This window comes from Kushneria sp. AK178, from assembly GCF_053903105.1.
The window spans coordinates 2,800,873-2,820,676 of sequence record NZ_CP096381.1 but is presented as its reverse complement, the minus strand read 5'-3'; the positions used below and the strand labels follow the sequence as shown (position 1 = coordinate 2,820,676).

Annotated in this window: 19 protein-coding genes; 3 read left to right on the top strand and 16 right to left on the bottom strand. The window is 64.4% G+C overall.

The window, feature by feature from the left end:
• Positions 1 to 6: 6 nt before the first annotated feature.
• The gene (locus tag M1D97_RS12920) at positions 7 to 342 is read right to left on the bottom strand and encodes a hypothetical protein (protein WP_456268136.1); all 336 of its coding nucleotides are present in this window, start codon (positions 340 to 342) and stop codon (positions 7 to 9) included.
• Here M1D97_RS12920 and M1D97_RS12915 point away from each other — a divergent pair.
• Positions 263 to 697 (top strand): hypothetical protein, encoded by a 435-nt coding sequence (locus M1D97_RS12915; RefSeq protein WP_456270248.1) that lies wholly within the window; start codon positions 263 to 265, stop codon positions 695 to 697. The genes M1D97_RS12920 and M1D97_RS12915 overlap by 80 nt on opposite strands.
• Before the next feature lie 93 nt (positions 698 to 790).
• On the top strand, positions 791 to 1,459 hold the full coding sequence (gene elbB, locus M1D97_RS12910) for an isoprenoid biosynthesis glyoxalase ElbB (protein WP_456268135.1): 669 nt from the start codon (positions 791 to 793) through the stop codon (positions 1,457 to 1,459).
• Positions 1,460 to 1,474: 15 nt separating this feature from the next.
• Here elbB and tatC read toward each other — a convergent pair whose 3' ends face one another.
• The 13 genes from tatC to M1D97_RS12845 form a co-directional block, all read right to left on the bottom strand.
• A complete protein-coding gene (gene tatC / locus M1D97_RS12905; RefSeq protein ID WP_456268134.1) occupies positions 1,475 to 2,248 on the bottom strand; it encodes a twin-arginine translocase subunit TatC in 774 nt (257 codons plus the stop codon).
• Complete coding sequence (tatB, locus tag M1D97_RS12900; protein ID WP_456268133.1) at positions 2,245 to 2,835, bottom strand: Sec-independent protein translocase protein TatB; 591 nt, start codon at positions 2,833 to 2,835, stop codon at positions 2,245 to 2,247. The genes tatC and tatB overlap by 4 nt, the downstream gene beginning before the upstream one ends.
• A 6-nt stretch (positions 2,836 to 2,841) precedes the next feature.
• Positions 2,842 to 3,093 carry a Sec-independent protein translocase subunit TatA gene (tatA, locus tag M1D97_RS12895; RefSeq protein WP_456268132.1) on the bottom strand — a complete coding sequence of 84 codons (252 nt, stop codon included), beginning with the start codon at positions 3,091 to 3,093 and terminating at the stop codon, positions 2,842 to 2,844.
• Positions 3,094 to 3,197: 104 nt separating this feature from the next.
• Positions 3,198 to 3,536: a phosphoribosyl-ATP diphosphatase gene (locus tag M1D97_RS12890; protein WP_456268131.1), complete on the bottom strand. Its 339-nt coding sequence runs from the start codon at positions 3,534 to 3,536 to the stop codon at positions 3,198 to 3,200.
• Positions 3,537 to 3,631: 95 nt separating this feature from the next.
• Positions 3,632 to 5,260, bottom strand: a complete 1,629-nt coding sequence (gene ubiB / locus M1D97_RS12885) for a ubiquinone biosynthesis regulatory protein kinase UbiB (protein WP_456268130.1) — start codon at positions 5,258 to 5,260, stop codon at positions 3,632 to 3,634.
• Positions 5,260 to 5,895: a ubiquinone biosynthesis accessory factor UbiJ gene (locus M1D97_RS12880; protein ID WP_456268129.1), complete on the bottom strand. Its 636-nt coding sequence runs from the start codon at positions 5,893 to 5,895 to the stop codon at positions 5,260 to 5,262. The genes ubiB and M1D97_RS12880 overlap by 1 nt, the downstream gene beginning before the upstream one ends.
• A gap of 129 nt (positions 5,896 to 6,024) precedes the next feature.
• Positions 6,025 to 6,771, bottom strand: coding sequence for a bifunctional demethylmenaquinone methyltransferase/2-methoxy-6-polyprenyl-1,4-benzoquinol methylase UbiE (ubiE, locus tag M1D97_RS12875; RefSeq protein WP_456268128.1), 747 nt, complete (start codon positions 6,769 to 6,771; stop codon positions 6,025 to 6,027).
• Positions 6,772 to 6,938: 167 nt separating this feature from the next.
• Positions 6,939 to 7,331, bottom strand: a complete 393-nt coding sequence (locus tag M1D97_RS12870) for a gamma-butyrobetaine hydroxylase-like domain-containing protein (protein WP_456268127.1) — start codon at positions 7,329 to 7,331, stop codon at positions 6,939 to 6,941.
• 138 nt (positions 7,332 to 7,469) lie between these two features.
• Positions 7,470 to 8,834, bottom strand: coding sequence for an ATP-dependent protease ATPase subunit HslU (gene hslU / locus M1D97_RS12865; protein WP_456268126.1), 1,365 nt, complete (start codon positions 8,832 to 8,834; stop codon positions 7,470 to 7,472).
• Between the two features lie 2 nt (positions 8,835 to 8,836).
• Positions 8,837 to 9,358 carry an ATP-dependent protease subunit HslV gene (hslV, locus tag M1D97_RS12860; RefSeq protein WP_456268125.1) on the bottom strand — a complete coding sequence of 174 codons (522 nt, stop codon included), beginning with the start codon at positions 9,356 to 9,358 and terminating at the stop codon, positions 8,837 to 8,839.
• 285 nt (positions 9,359 to 9,643) lie between these two features.
• Positions 9,644 to 10,519 carry an SPOR domain-containing protein gene (locus tag M1D97_RS12855; RefSeq protein WP_456268124.1) on the bottom strand — a complete coding sequence of 292 codons (876 nt, stop codon included), beginning with the start codon at positions 10,517 to 10,519 and terminating at the stop codon, positions 9,644 to 9,646.
• On the bottom strand, positions 10,520 to 12,205 hold the full coding sequence (gene argS, locus M1D97_RS12850; RefSeq protein WP_456268123.1) for an arginine--tRNA ligase: 1,686 nt from the start codon (positions 12,203 to 12,205) through the stop codon (positions 10,520 to 10,522). It lies immediately after the preceding gene.
• A gap of 208 nt (positions 12,206 to 12,413) precedes the next feature.
• A complete protein-coding gene (locus tag M1D97_RS12845) occupies positions 12,414 to 14,648 on the bottom strand; it encodes a primosomal protein N' (RefSeq protein ID WP_456268122.1) in 2,235 nt (744 codons plus the stop codon).
• Between the two features lie 231 nt (positions 14,649 to 14,879).
• Here M1D97_RS12845 and M1D97_RS12840 point away from each other — a divergent pair, with 231 nt between their 5' ends.
• Positions 14,880 to 16,151 carry a malic enzyme-like NAD(P)-binding protein gene (locus tag M1D97_RS12840; RefSeq protein ID WP_456268121.1) on the top strand — a complete coding sequence of 424 codons (1,272 nt, stop codon included), beginning with the start codon at positions 14,880 to 14,882 and terminating at the stop codon, positions 16,149 to 16,151.
• A gap of 70 nt (positions 16,152 to 16,221) precedes the next feature.
• Here M1D97_RS12840 and M1D97_RS12835 read toward each other — a convergent pair whose 3' ends face one another.
• Together M1D97_RS12835 and M1D97_RS12830 are read right to left on the bottom strand one after the other, a co-directional pair.
• On the bottom strand, positions 16,222 to 17,055 hold the full coding sequence (locus M1D97_RS12835) for a DUF481 domain-containing protein (RefSeq protein ID WP_456268120.1): 834 nt from the start codon (positions 17,053 to 17,055) through the stop codon (positions 16,222 to 16,224).
• A gap of 74 nt (positions 17,056 to 17,129) precedes the next feature.
• Positions 17,130 to 19,661, bottom strand: a complete 2,532-nt coding sequence (locus M1D97_RS12830) for a penicillin-binding protein 1A (protein WP_456268119.1) — start codon at positions 19,659 to 19,661, stop codon at positions 17,130 to 17,132.
• Positions 19,662 to 19,804 lie beyond the last annotated feature (143 nt).

The following is a 19,804-nucleotide window of genomic DNA, read 5'->3' as shown; positions in this document are numbered from 1 at the left end:
ACCGTTTCATGACAGTAGTCTCGAGGCTGCTTTGGCGCCTGCGCAGTGCATCCGGCGCACCGAATCGGGATGCCATCGGCACCGGCTGGCCTGAAGCAGCGCCGCAATGCCATCATGCGCGTCCCTTCCTGCAGCCGACAAGCCGCCATTGTCAGGGGTGGTCCGGTGCAGGGTGTATGCACTGCCGAGTCGGTAGACGAAAGTCGGGACACGCAGCATCCGTCTGACGCGATACAGTACGTCCGGGCAGGGCAGGCCCGGCATGATCATGACCGCTTCAGCCCCTTCGGCGATACCCACGACGGCCTTGTGCAGCCCTTCACCTCTGTTGGCCGGGGCCATCACAGTGACGGTTCTGCCTGACCGAGCAGGCCATGAGGCGCTTATTGATCACTCCTTTTGCCTCGGATACATCCCGAATGGCACCGATACGCTTGCCTGTCCCGTTGAAGGACCCGACAGGGTCGGCTCGCGCGCCGGCCTCGCAACAGCGATCGCCTTTCTGAACGAATACCGGCAGAATCGGCTCGTCTCCCGTCAGCGTGTGTTCACGTCTCATGCGGCGTGCAACGTCATCACGGCGCAGGCGGGGGCCGGCAAACGACGCAAGGCAAGGGCGGTCACGAGAGACCTCCTGCAACGCGGTAGTGACATGAACGACCATAACAATAATAGCTGGCCTTTCCGGCAGCAGTGACGATGATCGTCGCATTCAATACGACCGGACGGGACGTCGGTCGCCACTGTCTGCCCGGAAGGCGGATGTCATGTATCACATGGGAGCAGCAGCATGAAAAAGCGTGTAGCAGTCGTGATTTCCGGATGTGGCTGGCTGGATGGCACCGATGTGCAGGAACTGACGATGGTGCTTTTGCGGCTGGATCAGCTGGGCATCGAGTGGAGCTGTTTCGCCCCGGATGTGGCGCAGCATCATGTGATCGATCACACCAGCGGCGAGCCCACGGCCGATGAACACCGCCACGCCATGGTGGAGTCGTGTCGCATGGTGCACGAGCGCATCTATCCGCTGGACCGTCTGGAAACATCGGCATTTGGCGCCATCATCATTCCCGGCGGGCATGGCGCTATCAATCAGCTGAGCGATTTTGCCGTCAGCGGCTCCTCCATGCAGGTGCTCGAGCAGCTTGTGTCACGGCTTCACGAGTTTCATGACGCGCGCAAGCCCATTGCGCTGGTCGGCATGGCGGCGCTGCTGGTGCCGCGACTCTTTGAAGAGGCCATCCCGGTGACGCTGGGGCAGAGTGCGGCGCTGTCCGGTACCGTCAGCGCCATGGGCGGGCTGCACAAGAGTGCCGGCGTTGGCGAGATCGTGGTGGATCTCGAGCACCGCGTGCTCACCACGCCCGGCTGGCTGCTGGGCAAGCGGCCCTCCGAGATTGCCCGGGGGCTTTTCAAGCTGGTGGAGCGGATCAGTACGCTGATGGAGCAGCCGCGCTGAGACGCGGCTCGGGCATCAGCTGCCGGTGTCATTCATCTCGACATCGTCACGGCCGCCGCGCGGGCGCCGGATCATGCGGGCAAAGAGAATGCCGATCTCGAACAAAAGCCACATCGGGCCGGCCAGCAGCGTCTGGGAGATGATATCGGGGGGGGTGAGCATCATGCCCACGATAAAGCAGGCAATGACCACATAGGGGCGCTTGGCCGACAGCGCCTGGACCGTGGTCGCCCCGGTCAGCACCAGCAAAAAGGTGGCAACCGGAATCTCGAAGGCCAGCCCGAATGCCATGAACAGCTTGAGGACAAAGGACAGATAGGCATTGATGTCGGTCATGACCTGCACGTTGGCCGGGCCTGCCGTGGTGAAAAACTGGAACAGCAGCGGAAACACCACGTAGTAGGCAAAGGCCGCGCCGCCATAAAACAGCAGCACGCTCGAGCCCAGAATGGGCAGGGCCAGCTTTTTTTCATGCGCATAAAGGCCCGGTGCGATAAAGGCCCAGGCCTGATAGAGCACAAAGGGGATGGCCAGAAACAGCGACACGATCAGTGTCAGCTTGAAGGGCGCCAGAAAGGGCGAGGCCACTTCCGTGGCGATCATCTGCGAGCCGGGCGGCAAAAGCGCCATGAGCGGCTCGGCCACAAAGGTATAGATCTGGTTGGAAAAGGCGTACAGCGCTGCAAACGCGACCACGATGACGATCATGGCACGCAGCAGTCGTGAACGAAGCTCGATAAGGTGATCGATCAGCGGTGTCTGCGACTGATTATCGTCCTGTGGGCTCATCGATCGTGGTTATCCCTGTCATGGCGGTCCGATGGCGGTGTCCGGGACGCTGCGGTATCGGATGTCTTCTGCTCGTCAGAGTCGGCCTCGGAGGCCGGTGCCGGCGCGGTGGATGGATCGGCCGTATGGGCGTGGCGATCCGGCGCCGGCTCGGTCGATGGGGCAGCGGCAGGCGCGTGACGATCCGACGCCGACTCGGTCGATGGGGCAGCGGCAGGCGCGTGACGATCCGACGCCGACTCGGCATCGGATGTCTCCTTGTGTCGGGCCGCCGAGCGATCATCGGAAAGGGCCCTGTCCGAGAGCTTTCGGCTGCTGGCAGACGGGTCATCCCCCAGACTCTCGATATCATCCCGGGCCTTTTTCAGCCCCTGATCGAAGCGGTCCTGCTGGCTTTTCATCTTGCGCTGCAGCTCTTCGGTCTCGAGCTGGGAGGTAATCTCCTGCTGTACGCTCGAGACCGTTCGCTTGATCTTTCCCAGCCACAGACCGGCCGTGCGCGCTGCCGTCGGCAGCCGCTCGGGACCCAGCACCACCAGGGCGATGGCGCCGATCACGATCAGCTCGGGAAAACTGATATCGAACATGACGGATTATTTCCGGGTGTCTTCTTTTTCGCGCGTATCCGTCTGGCTATCGATAGTCTCGTGGCCCGGAGTCTCGTCGTGCTTGACGCGCTGCTGAGGTTTGCTGGTTGTCTCGTCATCCTCGTTGACGGCCTGCTTGAAGCCCTTGATGGCGCCGCCCAGATCGCCGCCCAGATTGCGAATCTTCTTGGTTCCGAAAATCAGGATGATGATGCCCAGAACGATCAGAAGCTGCCAGATACTGATACCACCCAACATGGCGTTTCTCCGTGGTGTCCGACAGGACACGGTCATTGATGGATCCGGTGCTGCCTGCGGCAACACCCTCATTGTAATGTCAGGACAGGCAACACGGCCAAACGTTAGCCGTCGGTGCGTGATGCCTTTTCCTCGAGCCCTGAAAGGCCCTGGCGGCGTGCCAGCTCGTCAAGCACGCTTTGATGGTCCAGATCCAGGTGGGACAGCATGACCAGCGAATGGAACCAAAGATCGGCCGTCTCGCTGATCAGGGCCTGTCGGGCCCGGTCATCGCCATGCTCGGCGTCGCGGGCGGCCAGAATCGTTTCGACCGCTTCTTCGCCCACCTTTTCCAGAATCTTGTTGAGACCGCGCTGGTGCAGGCCGGCGACGTAGGAGGTATCAGCGTCGCCATGGCGCCGATCGGCGAGGCGTTGATCGAGCTGATCGAGAATAGTGCTCATTGAGATGGGTTCCTGATGTGTCATGCCAGGGCGTGTCAGGACGATGGGAGCTTATATCATCACCGCCTGCAATCTGTCGATGTTATCGGTACCGCTCAGCGCCAGATCACCAGGGCCAGGCCGATGCCGGCAGCGATCAGGATGCTCCAGTGCTGCTGCATCGCCCACTGGGAAATGGGCTGCCAGGCCAGCGCCCCCGCGATCAGTACCAGTCCGATCCTGATCCGGCGTGCTCCCTTGCGCACCCCTGAAAAGGAGTTTTGAAGGGTTACGAAGGCGGCTGTCTGCTGCTCGCGATGCTTGCGCTCGTTTTCGACCTGGGACAGGGCCTGGTGGGCCAGTACCGGCAGCTGCGGGATGCGCTGGGCCAGATCCGGCGCCTGGCGCTTGAGCTCCTCCCAGAACCCCTTGGGGCCGGCCCGCTCATGCATCCAGCGCTCCAGAAAGGGCTTGGCGGTGTGCCACAGGTCAAGCTCGGGATACAGGGTTCGCCCCAGGCCCTCGATGTTGAGCAGCGTTTTCTGCAACAGGACCAGCTGCGGCTGCACCTCCATGTGAAAGCGCTGCGCCGTCTGGAAAAGCCCCATCAGCACCTGACCGAAGGAGATGTCCTTGAGCGGCTTTTCAAGAATGGGCTCACAGACCGAGCGAATGGCGGCGGCAAACTCGTTGGCGCGGGTATCCTCGCCCACCCAGCCGGACTCGATATGGAGCATGGCCACTTCGTAATAGTCCTGACGAAAGAAGGCGATGATATTGCGCGCCAGATAGTCCTGGTCTTCACGGGTCAGACTGCCGACGATGCCGCAGTCGATGGCAATGTAGCTGGGGTCCTGTGGATTGCTGATATCCACAAAGATATTGCCCGGGTGCATGTCGGCGTGGAAGAAGTTGTCGCGAAACACCTGGGTGAAAAAGATTTCCACGCCGCGCTCGGCCAGCAGGCGCATATCGACCCCCTGGGCTTCCAGCGCGTCGGTATTGGCCACCGGCACGCCGGTGACCCGCTCCTGGGTCATGACGCGCCGGCGCGTCAGCGGCCAGTAAATGGTCGGGACATGCAACAGCGGCGAGTGCTGGAAATTGCGCTTGAGCTGGGAGGTGTTTGCCGCCTCCTTTTGCAGATCAAGCTCATCAAAGAGGGTGGACTCGTAGTCCTTGACCACTTCCACCGGGCGCAGGCGACGGGCTTCGGGCCAGACCTTCAAAAGGAGCCGGGCAAAGGTATACAAAAGCGCCATGTCGTTGCGCATGACGCTGTCGATGCCGGGCCGGATAACCTTGACCACGACCTCTTCGCCGCTGTGAAGACGGGCGGCATGCACCTGGGCAATGGAAGCCGAGGCCATCGACTCGGGTTCGAAGTGGTCAAAGAGCTCGCCGACCGGGGCGCCCAGCTCCTCCTCGATGATCGTGCGCGCCGTGTCGCTGTGAAAGGGCGGTACCTGATCCTGCAGCCGCTTGAGCTCCACGGCGATGTCCGGCGGCATCAAATCGCGCCGGGTCGACAGCATCTGTCCGAACTTGATGAAAATGGGGCCCAGATCCTCCAGCGCCAGCCGCAGGCGCTCACCGCGCGTTTTGTCCCCCTTCGGGAACAGCCGGATGGGCGCAATGGCCATCACGAAGCGGGCATAACCCGGCAGTCGCTCGGCAGGGATCAGACTGTCGAGCCGATAGCGGGTCACCACCCAGGCAATACGGATCAGGCGCCATAGCGTCATCAAGAGTGGTGCCCTCGCAGACGACGGTTGAGACGTTCAAGCCGGGCTTCCAGCCGGTCCGTCGCAATTTCGAGTTCGGTGAGATGTTCGCGGGCCACGTCAAAGCGGGCGCGGCCGGCGAGCCACTGGCCCTCTTCGAGGATATACTCGCGCAGATCCTGCTCGAGACTCCTTGATGAGTGGACGCCGAAGTGTCCCAGACGACGCAGCCCGGTGGCCAGGCTGTGGGCCGGGGCATCGCCGAACCATTCGGCAAAGGCCCCCTCCCAGTCGACATCCAGATCCATCAGTAGTTCGCGCGCCTGCATCAAAAGCCCGAGCTGGCCGCGCACGACCAGTTTGTGGTCGGTCATGAGCGACTGGATCGGCGTACCGCCCAGCAGGGCGCCCAGCGTGTCGGCATCGATTTCGATGGTCGTGTCAGCATCCCGGTCCTCGCCCTCGGGCAGCGAGGCCAGCGTCAGACCGTGGATGTGAAAGATGACCAGCACTTCAATCCGGGGGGATTCAAGTCGCAGCAACAGGCGCTGCCCGGCCATGGCCGCCAGACGGGACGGCGCCGCCGGGTCGCGTGCCAGCAGGCGATTGATGCTCTTTTCGATGCCGGCCAGCAGTACGGGGGTTAGAAAGGACATCAGCGGGACTGCCCTCGAGGTATGCAATGACGAAAAGTCATGAAGTACGCGTGTGTCATGCCATTGACCCTGTCGGGAGAGCGGCCCGGCCGGTGCTGCCAAATGAAAGGCACCACCCGCGCAGGACGTTCAGAACTTGATACCGCGGTGCAGGGCGACCACACCGCCGGTCATGTTGGTGTACTCGACGCGCTCGAGTCCGGCATTTTCCATCATGGCCCTGAGCGTGGGCTGATCGGGATGCATGCGGATCGATTCGGCCAGGTAGCGATAGGAGTCGGCATCGTTGGCCACCCACTTGCCGATGCGGGGCAGAACATGGAAGGAGTACTGATCATAGACCTTCTCGAAGACCGCATTGACGGGTTTCGAGAATTCGAGAATCAGCAGTCGTCCGCCCGGCTTGAGCACGCGCGCCATGGAGGCGAGTGCGGCATCCTTGTCGGTGACATTGCGAAGGCCGAAGGCAATGGTGATGCAGTCGAAGGTGTTGTCGGGGAAGGGCAGGGCCTGCGCATCGGCCTGCACGACCTCCACCCGGGCACCGATACCGCGATCCAGCAGCCGATCGCGGCCGACCTGCAGCATGGAGGCGTTGATGTCGGCCAGCACCACCCGGCCGGTGGGGCCGACCCGCTCCACGAATTTGGCGGTCAGGTCGCCGGTGCCGCCGGCGATGTCCAGTACGGCATGACCGCGGCGTACGCCGGAGCGCTCCAGCGCCACGCGCTTCCAGTAGCGATGAACGCCCATTGACATCAGATCGTTCATGACGTCATAGCGGCGCGCCACGCTATCGAAGACCTGCTCGACGCGGCCGGCCTTCTCCTCGACAGGGACTTCCTCATAGCCGAAGTGCGTTGTCTGCTTGTCCATGCGTTCCCCTGTCAGCGTTTGCAAATCATGTGTTCTGGTATCGTCAGCGGCGCTGCCGGCCCTGCACAACCCGATACGGCATCAATCCGGTCGGGCAGGCGGCGCCTGTCGACAGCCATTGTAGCTTTCAGGACGTCGTTTGTCCTGACGGCCATACGGGCACCGGGTCACTGGCTCTGCAGCGGTATGCCCAGCGGCTCGCGCGAGGCATTGGCCTTTTTGAGCTCGTGAAGATAGTCGTCCCACCACAGCTCGCGGTTTTCGATCATCTCCCAGAGATAGGCATAGGTATACAACCCGCTGTCATGGCCGTCATCAAAATGCAGCTTGAGCGCGTAGTTGCCGACCGGGGTGATGTTTTTCAGACCGACGTACTTCATGCCGGTCTGCAAAACGGCCTGTTCCGGGCTGTGGCCTCGCACCTCGGCCGACGGCGAATACACCCGGAGCATTTCGGCGCTGAGGCGAAAGCTTTGCTGCTCGCCGTCGATGTCATAGGTCAGCGCCAGCTCGCGGCTGCGCTGATGATAGTGAACGCCGGTGGGCATGGGAGCACTCATGGGACGTCTCCATGATGTTGGACAACACTTGATGATGCGCGCTTCAAACGCTCGGGCGCCATCATGTCAAAAAAGCGGGCGGCCCGTTGCTCGGGCCGCCCTCCAGGATACGCTGTTGGCGTCAAACGATAAAGATGCTCAGAGGATGTAGCGCGACAGATCCTCATCGCGGGCCAGTTCCCCCAGCCGCTCGTCGACATAGGCGCCGTCGATCACCAGCGGGCCTTCCATGTCGCTGCCGTCAAACAGCGCCTCTTCCAGCAGGCGCTCCATGACCGTGTGCAGGCGACGGGCGCCGATGTTCTCGGTGCCCTCGTTGACCTGCCAGGCGGTCTGCGCGATGCGCTCGATGCCGTCATCGGTAAACTGCACGTCCAGGCCTTCGGTCTTCATCAGCGCCTCGTACTGGCGCGTCAGCGACGCGGACGGCTCGGTCAGGATGCGCTTGAACTCATCCGGCGACAGCGCCGAAAGCTCCACGCGGATCGGCAGACGCCCCTGCAGCTCCGGAATCAGATCCGAGGGCTTGGAGAGGTGGAACGCGCCCGAGGCGATGAAGAGGATGTGATCGGTATGCACCATGCCGTGCTTGGTGGACACCGTTGACCCCTCGATCAGCGGCAGCAGGTCACGCTGCACCCCTTCGCGGGAGACATCGCCGCCGCTGCCGGATTCGGCGCGCTTGGCGACCTTGTCGATCTCGTCGAGGAACACGATGCCGTTTTGCTCGACGGCCTCGATGGCCCGCGCCTTGAGATCGTCATCGTTGACCAGCCTGGAGGCCTCTTCATCGCGCACCAGCTTGAACGCCTCCTTTACGGTGAGGCGGCGTGTCTCCTTGTTCTGCTTGCCCATGTTCGAAAACATGCTGGAGAGCTGGTTGGCCATGTCTTCCATGCCGGGCGGGGCCTGAAAGTCCATGCCCTGGCCGGCCGGCGACAGCTCGATGTCGATCTCCTTGTCATCGAGCTTGCCCTCGCGCAGCTGCTTGCGAAAGGTCTGACGCGTGGCGCTGTCACGGCTCTTGCCGCTGTCGTACTCGTTGCCGCGGGCGGGCGGCAGCAGGGCGTCGAGGATGCGCTCTTCGGCAGCGTCATCGGCCTTGTGGCCGACCTGCGACTTGGCCTGCTCCCGCACCAGCTTGATGGCGGCTTCCACCAGGTCACGAATGATCGATTCGACATCGCGCCCGACATAGCCGACCTCGGTGAACTTGGTCGCCTCGATCTTGATAAACGGCGCATTGGCCAGCTTGGCCAGGCGGCGGGCGATTTCGGTCTTGCCCACGCCGGTCGGGCCGATCATCAGGATGTTTTTGGGCGTGACCTCCGGGCGCAGCGTGTCATCGAGCTGCATGCGACGCCAGCGGTTGCGCAGCGCGATGGCCACGGCGCGCTTGGCCTCGGCCTGGCCGATGATGTATTGATCCAGCGCGTGCACGATCTCGCGCGGGGTCATGTGATTGCTGCTGGCGTTTTGAGAGGATATGGAAGTTTCGGTCATGATCAGTCCAGTGATTCGAGCGTCACGTTGTGGTTGGTGTACACACAGATATCGGCCGCAATCGCGAGGCTCTTTTCGGTGATGTCACGCGCTGACAGGTCGGTATTGTCCAGCAGGGCGCGTGCCGCGGCGTTGGCATACTGACCGCCCGAACCGATGGTGATGATGCCGTGTTCGGGTTCCAGCACATCGCCGGTGCCGGTGATGATCAGGGAAGCGTTGCGATCGGCCACGGCCAGCATCGCCTCCAGCTTGCGCAGGGCACGGTCGGTGCGCCACTCCTTGGCAAGCTCCACGGCGGCCTTGGTCAGATGGCCCTGATACTTCTCCAGCTGCGCCTCAAAGCGCTCGAACAGCGTAAAGGCATCTGCCGTGCCGCCGGCAAAGCCGGCCAGTACCTGGCCGCGGTGAAAACGGCGGACCTTGCTGGCATTCCCCTTCATGACCGTATCGCCCAGCGAGACCTGGCCGTCGCCGGCCAGGGCGACCTGTTCGCCACGGCGAACGGAAACAATCGTGGTCATCGGCGCTACTCCAATGCGTTGGTGACATGCACCTGGTGACTTGCGCGCAGACGATGCAAAAAGCGCAAAAACGATCTGCGTTGTGAAAACTTTCCCCTGAAATGCGGGCGTTCGCGGCGCAAATCAAGCCATGGGCGGCAGGGAAATTGTCTGAAGTGTGCAGGGCGTGCCCGGCACGGGCGGTCTTCGCTGCCGATCACCGGAGGCCGGGGAATCGATCCGGCACATGAAAAAGGGGCGTTCGTTGCATGGCAACGAACGCCCCTGATCCGCGCCGCCCCGGTGTCAGCGCTGCTGAATCTGCATCGGGTCGATGCCGCGGGTCTGCATCAGCCCGCGTGCGCGGGCAAGCTCGCCGGAATCCTGATAGGGGCCGGCCTGCACGCGATACCAGGTGGTGCTGTCCGCCGTCTGCACCTGGCTGACCTGGGTGACAAGGCCCAGATCACGCAGCTTGCCGGCCATGGCGTTGGCATCGCTTTGTGACTGGAACGACGCCGCCTGCAGCATATAGCTGGGACCGCTGCCCGAGCCGGCGTTGCTGCCGGCCGAGCCTTCCTGCCCGGCAGACGCGCTCTGGCGGTTGCCGGCAGATTCATGGCGGGATGCCAGCTGCTGAATGGCGTCCTCGCTGCCGGCGCTGTCCGAGCGCTCGGGCGTGGCATCGGCGCTGCGTGCTGGCGCACTCTGCTGCTGTGATGCCGCCGCCGTCTCGCCCTCGGGGTTGCTCACCGACGAGGTGCCGTTGCTGCCCGCAATGCGCCGGGCATGCTGTTCCAGCACCGCGCCTTCGGTACCGGGGCGCGGCGACGAACTGTAGTCCTCCACGTTCGGCGCGATCACCTCCGATTCGGGCAGCAGGGTGTAGAACTCGAACGTCGGCATCTGACCCTCATCGGCGGGCTGCGGTGCGCTGTCGCCTTCCTGCTGTTGAGCGTCGGTGTCGGCGCGCTTTTTGGTGACCACGGCGGCCACCTGGTCGCGCTGTGACGGGGCATCGCTCTGGAAATACTGGGCGATGGCAAAGCCCGCGACAAGACCCACCAGCCCCCACAGCCAGCCAGGGATATGGAAGCCGTCGCCGCTGGTGCCACGCTTTGCCTTGTTGCGTGAGGTGGCGCCCTTGCTCGAGGGCGCCTGCTTGCTCTGGCGCTGTGCCATTTACATCTCCCGGGGGGCCGACACGCCCAGCAGATCAAGCCCGTTGCGCATGACCTGGCGTACGGCCAGACCGAGCGCCAGGCGCGCGTTGCGCAGGCTGTCGTCCTCGACCATGACCTTGACGGCGTTGTAGCAGGTATGGAATTCGCTGGCGAGCTCCTGCAGATACAGCGCAATCTGCTGCGGCTCGCGCTGACCGGCGGCGCGACGGACCGTCTCGGGCCAGCTGTTCAGGCGATTGATGAGATCGCGCTCGCGGGCGTCTTCCAGCAGGTGCAGCGAGGCCCGCGCCAGTTCCGCGTCAAAGGCCCGGCCCTGGTCGTTGGCCTTTTTCTCGACGCTGCACACGCGCGCGTGGGCGTACTGGGCGTAATAGACGGGGTTGTCGCTGGACTGCGAGCGCGCCAGATCGATATCAAAGGTCATCTGCGAGGTCGCCGCGCGCGACACCAGGAAGTAGCGCGTGGCGTCCCGACCCACCTCATCGATGAGATCGCGCAGGGTGACATAGCTGCCGGCGCGCTTGGAGAGCTTGACCTCCTGCCCGGAGCGGGTGACCAGCACCATCTGGTGCAGCACGTAGTCCGGCCAGCCCTGCGGGATGCCGGCATTGAGCGCCTGCAGGCCGGCGCGCACGCGGGTGACGGTGGAGTGGTGATCGGCGCCCTGCTCGTTGATGACGGTGGTGAAACCGCGCTGCCACTTGTCCAGGTGATAGGCGACATCGGGCAGGAAGTAGGTGTAGCCGCCCTCGCGCTTGCGCATCACGCGGTCCTTGTCATCGCCGAAGTCGGTGGTCCTGAGCCACAGGGCGCCGTCGGACTCATAGGTGTGACCGCCCTGGATCAGGCGCTCGACGGTGTCTTCCACCCGGCCGCTTTCGTAGAGCGCCGATTCGAGCGAGAAGACATCGAACGCGACGCCGAAGGCCTTGAGGTCAAGATCCTGCTCGTGGCGCAGCCAGGCCACCGCAAAGGCGCGGATGGCGGCCATGTCATCCGGGTCGGCGGCGGCCGTCACCTGACGGTCGTCGGCGGTGACGGTGGCGCCCTGCATGTAGGCCCGCGCCACGTCCTGAATGTACTCGCCGCGGTAACCATCGGCCGGCCAGGCCGGATCGTTGGGTTCAATGTCCTTGATGCGCGCCGCTACCGACAGGGCCAGATTGTCGATCTGGGCGCCGGCATCGTTGTAGTAGAACTCGCGCGTGACGTCATAGCCGTTGGCCTCGAACAGGCGGCACAGGCTGTCGCCCACCGCCGCGCCGCGACCGTGGCCCACGTGCAGCGGGCCGGTCGGGTTGGCCGAGACAAACTCGACCTGCACCTTCTGACCGGCGCCGTCGCGGTTGCGACCAAACTCGTCACCGGCGTCGAGAATGTCGAAAAGCACTTCGCCGGCAGCACTGGTGTTGACGAAGAAGTTGATAAAGCCGGGGCCGGCAATCTCGACCTTCGAGACAGCGTGGGAGGCCGGCATGGCCGCGATCAGGCGCTCGGCCAGATCGCGTGGCTTCATGTCGGCCGGTTTGGCCAGCATCATGGCCAGATTGCTGGCGTAGTCGCCATGGGCCCGGTCACGCGCGACATCGACACGAATGTCGGGGCGGGTGTCGACGGGCAGGGCGCCTTCGGCCTTGAGCGCTTCGAGCGCCGTATCGAGCAGTAGGGTGATCGTCTCTTTCATGCTGGCATCTATGGTCGTGGATGGCTGGCCCGACGCATTCGGCCAGGTCTGGAACTGCGCGCCCCGTGTCAAAACGTCCGCGCTGACGTATCGCTGCATCAGGCGGGGGCAGGCGCTTTGGGCCCGCCATTATCGTTCAACGGCAGACAGTGTCAAAACCGGTATTGTGTCCGGCGTGTATCGGGCCCTGCCCGCCGGCGTGCCCGGTTCAGTACATTTCCTGTGGATCGATGTCGATGCTGTAGCGCAGGCGCCGGGCGTCGCTTTGCTGCGTCATCCACTCATCCAGCCAGGCACTGGCTTCGTGCAGGGCGCTGCGCCGATCGGCGCTCAACAGGAGCTGGGCGTGATAGCGATTCTGGCGTCGCTCCATGGGCGCCGGCACCGGCCCCAGGCAGTGCACGGCCAGACCGCGCTCGTCCAGCCACGCCCGTATGGCCTCGCCGGCCCGGGTGAACAGTTCGATAACGGCCTCCATGCGGGCACTCTCGCCGCGCATCAGGGCCATGAAGCGAAAGGGCGGCAGGCCGGCCAGGCGGCGCTCGGTCAGCAGCGACTCGGCCAGGGCGTCGTAGCCCTCCTCGATCAGCAGCCTCAGGCTCGGGTCCTCGGGGTGCAGGGTCTGGATCAGCACGCGTCCCGGGTGCTGGGCGCGGCCGGCCCGGCCGGCCACCTGGGTGAGCAGCTGGGCCGAGTGTTCCAGCGCGCGGAAGTCGGCGCTGTAGAGCCCGCCATCGGCATTGACCACCACCACCAGCGTCACGTGGGGAAAGTGATGGCCCTTGGCCAGCATCTGGGTGCCGACCAGCAGGCAGGGCTCGCCCTGACGAATCTCGGTCAGCGTCTGCTCCAGCGCCTCGCGCCGCCGGGTGCTGTCGCGGTCGATGCGCAGGATGCGGGTGTCGCTGAAGGCTTCCTGCAGCGCCTCCTCGGTGCGCTCGGTACCGGCGCCCTGGGGGCGCAGATCGGCGCTGTCGCACGCGGGGCAGGCATCCGGCACGCTGCGCTGCTGCTCGCAGTGGTGACAGATCAGGCGGTGCGGGTCGCGGTGCAGGGTCATGCGGGCATCGCACTGCGGACACTCGGCCAGCCAGCCGCACTGATGGCAGGCCAGCGTCGGCGCAAAGCCGCGGCGGTTGACGAACACCAGCACCTGACGCTGCGCCTCGAGGTGCTCCCGGATCGCCGACAGCGCCTGCGGCCCCAGCCCGCCGCGCTGCGGCCTGCCGCGCAGATCCACCAGCGACAGGGCCGCCGGGGCGGCGTTGCCGGCGCGGGTGGTCAGTCGCAGGTGGCGATAGTGGCCGTCCCGGGCCCGCGACAGGCTCTCCAGCGACGGCGTGGCGCTGCCCAGCACGATGGGGATGCCGTGACGCTGGGCGCGGGCAATGGCCAGGTCGCGGGCGTGATAGCGCAGGCTGTCCTGCTGCTTGAAGGAGCCATCGTGCTCTTCATCCACGATGATGACGCCGGGGCGCGCCAGCGGCGTGAATACCGCCGAGCGGGTGCCGATCAGCACGGCGGCGCGCCCGGAGCGGGCGGCCTCCCAGCTGTCGAGGCGCTCGCCGTCGTTGAGCCCCGAGTGCAGGGCGATGACCGGGGCATTGAAGCGCTTGCGAAAGCGCGACAGCGTCTGCGGGGTCAGGCCGATCTCGGGCACCAGCACCAGCGCCTGGCCCCCGCGATCAATGACCGCCTCGATGAGCTGCAGATAGACCTCGGTCTTGCCGCTGCCGGTGACGCCGTGCAGCAGCGAGACCTGAAACCGGTCCATGTCCTGATGAAGCTCGGCCAGTACACCCGACTGTTCCCGATTGAGCGGCAGCGTGGGTTCGGCCAGCGTCGTGGCGGGGCGCTCGCTGGCCGGTGCCGCCACGCTCTCTTCACGGCAGTCGATGAGCCCCTTGTCGCGCAGGGCGTTGAGCTGTGGCCGACTGAATCCCAGCGCGGTAATCGCCGAGGCCACCAGCCCACGCGGGTGCTGGGCGATGGCCGCGAGCAGTTCGGCCTGGCGGGGCGCGCGAGTCAGGGCGTCTCCCGGCGAGCGCCCCCGGTCGGTGATCGACCAGCGGGCCCGGGTACGTGCCTCCAGCGGCCGGCCCTGACGCAGCAGGGCGGGCATGGCGCTGGCGAGCGTTTCGCCCAGCGAATGCTGGTAATAGCGCGCCGCAAAGCGGCACAGCCACAGCCAGTCCTCCGGCAGGGGGGTGCGATCGATCAATGCCTCGATGCGGCGCAGGCGATCGCGCGGTACCTCGCTGTGGCGTCGAATCTCGATCACCACGCCGATGACCGACCGCCGCCCGAAGGGGACGCGCACGCGCACGCCGGCTTCCCAGCCATTGTCGGGCATCTCGCGATCGGGCAGGTAGTCGAACAGCCGCTTGAGCGGCGAGGCGACGGCCACTGCCAGAATCACGCGGTCAGGTCCGGACGTGGACACGGTCGGCTTGCTCCAGAAGTCAAAAAGGAAAGTGTCGGCTCGTTGGTCAGGGGAAATCCTGTGGGCCGCGGCAGGGTATCACGTTGCGTGCCGGCCGTGAGACGCATGCCGGAATGCACTAATGTAGTGCTCGTGTATCCCCGTGTTGATCGGCCCTGTCAGCTTGTGAGCAGGGGGCTTTTTGGATAGGCTGCGCCGGATTGATCGTTGATTTTCAATCGGATAAAGCACATGTCTCAGGACAAGAAACAGGCAGCACTGGATTATCACGCCTACCCGATTCCGGGAAAGCTGAGCGTTGAAATCACCAAGCCCACCAGCTCGTCGAAACATCTCGCCATGGCCTACAGCCCGGGGGTGGCCGAGCCGGTGCGGGAGATCGCCCGCGACCCCGAAACCGCCTATCGCTATACCGGCAAGGGCAATCTGGTCGCCGTGATCTCCAATGGTAGCGCCATCCTCGGTCTGGGCAATCTGGGCGCTTTGGCCGGCAAGCCGGTCATGGAGGGCAAGGGCGTGCTGTTCAAGCGCTTTGCCGGAATCAATGCCATCGATATCGAAGTCGATACGGCCGACCCGACCGCCTTTATCGATACCGTGGCCAATATCGCCCTGACCTGGGGCGGCATCAATCTGGAAGACATCAAGGCGCCGGAGTGCTTCCGGATCGAGCGTGAGCTCAAGGCGCGCTGCGACATTCCGGTCTTTCATGATGACCAGCACGGCACGGCCATCGTCACCGCGGCGGGGCTGCTCAACGCGCTGGATATCGCCGGCAAGCGCCTTGAAGAGGCGCGAATCGTCTGCCTGGGCGCCGGCTCTGCCGCCATCGCCTGCATGGATCTGCTGATCGCCTGCGGTGCGTCGCGTGACAACATTCGCATGCTCGACAGTCGCGGCGTCATTCACGACGGTCGGGAGGATCTCAATGAGTTCAAGGCCCGCTACGCGGCTACTACCAACCAGCGCCATCTGGACGATGCCATCGACGGGGCCGATGTCTTTATCGGACTCTCCGGCGCTGACCTGCTGGCGCCCGGGCAGCTTAAAAAAATGGCCGCCAATCCGGTGGTGTTTGCCTGCTCCAACCCGGACCCGGAGATTCATCCCGACACCGCGCACGCCACCCGGGACGATGTGATCATGGCCACCGGCCGTTCGGACTATCCCAACCAGGTCAATAATGTGCTGGGCTTTCCCTTCATCTTCCGCGGGGCGCTGGACGTTCGCGCCCGCGAGATCAACGAGGCGATGAAGGTTGCCGCCGTTCATGCCCTCAAGGACCTCGCCCGCGAGCCGGTCACCCCGGAAGTGCTGACCGCCTACGAGCTCGAGTCGCTCGAATTCGGTCGCGGCTATATCATTCCCACGCCGATGGATTCGCGCCTGCTGGGTCGGGTCTCCTCGGCCGTGGCCCGGGCTGCGGTGGATTCGGGCGCGGCCACGAAGGGCTATCCCGGCCACTACCCCTTGACCAGCGTCGAGGATGTCTACGGCGGCTGATGGATTGCCCCGGGCAACACCAGAAACCCCGCACCACTGGTGCGGGGTTTTTTCATGTCGGGACGTCACGCTAGAAGTTGTAGACCACCGAGGCCGCCGTGGTGCGATCGGTGTGGGCATCCGCCTCGCGCGGCGGGCTGGAGTTGCTCTTGATGTCGTGGGACACGCGCAGCGACAGGCTTGAATTGATGGCGACCGAAATGGCCGAGTAGGAGCGGATCGTGACGTTGTCTTCGGCCCCCTCGACCGAGAACTGCTGGATGAAGCTGGCGGTATCCGACAGCGTCAGGGAATAGTCGGCGGCCAGATAGCCCAGCAGCATATGCCGACTGCCGCCGTTTTCGTAGTCATCAAAGCGATAGCCGGGGCCGGCTTCCAGCGACAGGGCCTGAAGGTCGGTATCGAAGATCTGGCGACCGTAGCCGCCAATGGTGGTGAACTGATTGTCATAGCCCGAGAAGCGCTCCTTTTCATAGCGCCCCAGGCCGAAGAGATAGTTGGAGGAGTCCTCCAGCGAGTAGCGTTCGCGCTGACTGAACAGATACTGCTCGGCCGTGGTGTTTTCGCTGTCGCTGACGCTTTTGACCTCGGCGCGCGTGGTATGCGTCCAGGCCTGGTTATACCAGGTGATACGGCCCTTGCCCAGCAGGGTCTCGGTATTGGTATTGCCGGACAGCGCTGTATAGCCCAGCTCGATGGCGCCGGAAAAGGGCACGGCATCATCGCTGGGTGGCGGCGGGGCGTAGAACAGCGAGTCGGCGGCCCGGGCACTGTAGTGCCAGCAGGCCAGCACGACCAGTACGGCCAGCCCGAAACGCCGGCGCAGTGCGGGCACCGAGCGGGACAGGGCAGCCGGCACTGACACGGTCATGGCATCGTTGTTGACGTGAGCGGGTGGGCACATGGTCATGGTCTTTCACTGCGGTTTGAATGCCTGTCCGGGCAGGGGCCCGGACAGGCAGGTAGGCGCGATCAGAATCAGAAAATGGCGTCGTAGCTGCCGGTGCCCTGAGAGCCGCTTTCCGATTCCAGTTCGGGGCGAATCGAGCGCTGCTGATAAGGCGGCAGATTGTCCTTGCGGAAAATCTCGGTAATGCCACCGCCGTCTTCGTCACGCAACCGCTTGCCGGTATCGGGGTCGATGCGCACCGTCACCATGTCGTCGGGCATGCTCGGCGTGGCTTCCGGCGTGCCGGCCAGCACCGCCCCCATGTAGTCCTTCCAGATGGGCAGGGCGGCCTGGGCGCCGTATTCGGCAACGGTCTCGTTGGTGTCCTTGCCGACCCAGACGCTGGTGGCGACGTGGTTGTTGAAGCCCGAGAACCAGGCATCGCGCTGATCGTTGGTGGTGCCGGTCTTGCCGGCGATGTCACCGCGGTCGAGTGACAGCGCGCCACGGCCGGTACCGCGCTCGATCACATCGCGCATCATGGTGCGCAGCATGTAGACCGATTCGGGCGAGGCAATGCGCTCGGCGATCGGATAGGTGCGCCCATCGATGGTCACGGTGGCGTCCATCGGGTCGCAGTCGCGACAGGCGGCCGGCGGGTTGGTCTCTTCCATCAGGTTGGGACCGTCCTCACCCTGGCTTACACGCTCGATGAACCACGGCTGGATGCGGAAACCGCCGTTGGCGATCTGGGCGTAGCCGCGGGCGATCTCCAGCGGCGTCAGCTCGGCCGTCCCCAGCGCCAGTGACAGACCGTGCGGCAGGCGGTTGCGCTCAAAGCCCATGTTGACCAGAAAGTCGATGGTGTTGTCCAGCCCCACCGACTGCAGGGTGCGAATGGTCACCAGGTTCATCGAGCGGTACAGGCCCACGCGCAATCGGGTCGGACCGCCGAAACTGCGCTCGGCGTTCTCCGGGCGCCAGGTGTCCTGATTGCCATTGCCGGCCTGTACGATCGGCGCATCGTTGACGATGGTGGCCGGGGTCATGCCGCTTTCCAGTGCGGCCAGATAGATAAAGGGCTTGAAGTTGGAACCGGGCTGGCGGCGCGCCTGGGTGACGCGATTGAACTTGCTGCTGGCGAAGCTGAAACCGCCCTGCAGCGCCTGCAGCGCACCGGTCTGCGGGTCCAGCGATACCAGTGCGCCTTCGGCCTGCGGCATCTGCGCCAAACGCCAGCCGTCACCCTGGGTGCGCGCCATGATGCGCACCAGATCGCCGCGGTCGGCGATCTGTCCGGCACTGCTCGGCGCCGCCGCCCGACCGCGCGGGCTCAGATAGCGCGCGGCCCATTCAAGGCCCGGCCACTCGATGGTGATGACCTCGTCATCGTCGGTGAGCACACGCATGGTGCGCCCGTCGGTGTCGATCACGATGGCCGGCTGGAGCGGCCCCAGACGCGGCGTGGCGTCCAGCACGCGCTGCCAGTTGCTGACATCACCCTCGATGCCCGGCACGGTGGTCTTGCTGCGGGCGGCGGCCTCGCGCGCGGTGCTTTCGACCTCCGGCGACTCGGAAAGCTCCTCTTCAAGACCGGCGCGGTCGGTACGGTCCTGGGCCTCGGAGAGGCTGGCCGGAATATCGCTCTCTTCGGCGCCGCGCCAGCCATGGCGGGTGTCGTAGTCCACCAGACCGTTGACCAGCGCATTGCGGGCGGCTTCCTGCATCTCGCTGTCGAGCGTTGTCACGATGCGGTAGTTGCCGGTGTAGGCCTCGTCGCCAAAGCGCTCGACGGCGTACTGGCGTGCCATCTCGGCCACCCAGGGTGCCTGGACGTCCGGCTGGGTGTGATGACGCCGGGTTTCGATCGGTGCCTGTACGGCCTCCTGATAGGTGCCCTGATCGATCAGACCCAGCTGATTCATGCGCAGCAGCACCCAGTTGCGGCGAATCAGCGAGCGCTGCGGGTTGCTGATCGGATTCAGGCTCGACGGCGCCTTGGGCAGCCCCGCGATGGTGGCCATCTCCGGCAGGCTGAGCTCATCGAGCGGTTTGTCGAAATAAGTCTCGGCGGCGGCGCCTACACCATAGGCGCCCTGGCCCAGATAGATCTTGTTGACGTAGAGCTCGAGGATCTGCTGCTTGGAAAGGATCTGCTCCATCTGCAGCGACAGCAGAATCTCGCGAATCTTGCGGGTGAAGGTCTGATCCAGGGTGAGCAGATAGTTACGCGCCACCTGCATGGTGATGGTGCTGCCGCCGGAGCGGATGCGACCGCTGGTGCCCAGCTCCAGGGCGGCGCGCATCAGCCCGCGCGGATCGACGCCCGGGTGCTGATAGAACCCACCGTCCTCGGCGGCCAGCAACGCGTTGATGAAATCCTGCGGAATCTCGTCGCCCTTGACCAGCTGGCGGCGCTGGGCGCCGAACTCGCCGATGAGTCTGTCATCGCTGGTATAGACCCGCAGCGGCATCTCGAGCTGGTAGTCCTGTAGCTGGTGAACGTCGGGCAGGCTGGGGGCAAAGTAGAGTGCAGCGCCAGCTACAGAAAGTGCAATGCCCGCCGTTATGGCCAGCAGCAGGAAGAAGAGGTGAAAGACCAGGCGCTTGATGAACGTCATGTAACACGTGTTCCGTCAAATGAGGCGGGCTTGGGTCCGCAGGATATCGGTGACTGTCTGGCGTCGTCGTCGAAGACCGCGCGGGTCTGTGGTACCGGCAAGCCGGGCATTATAAGTAGCCTGTCCCAGGGCGACCAGCGTTA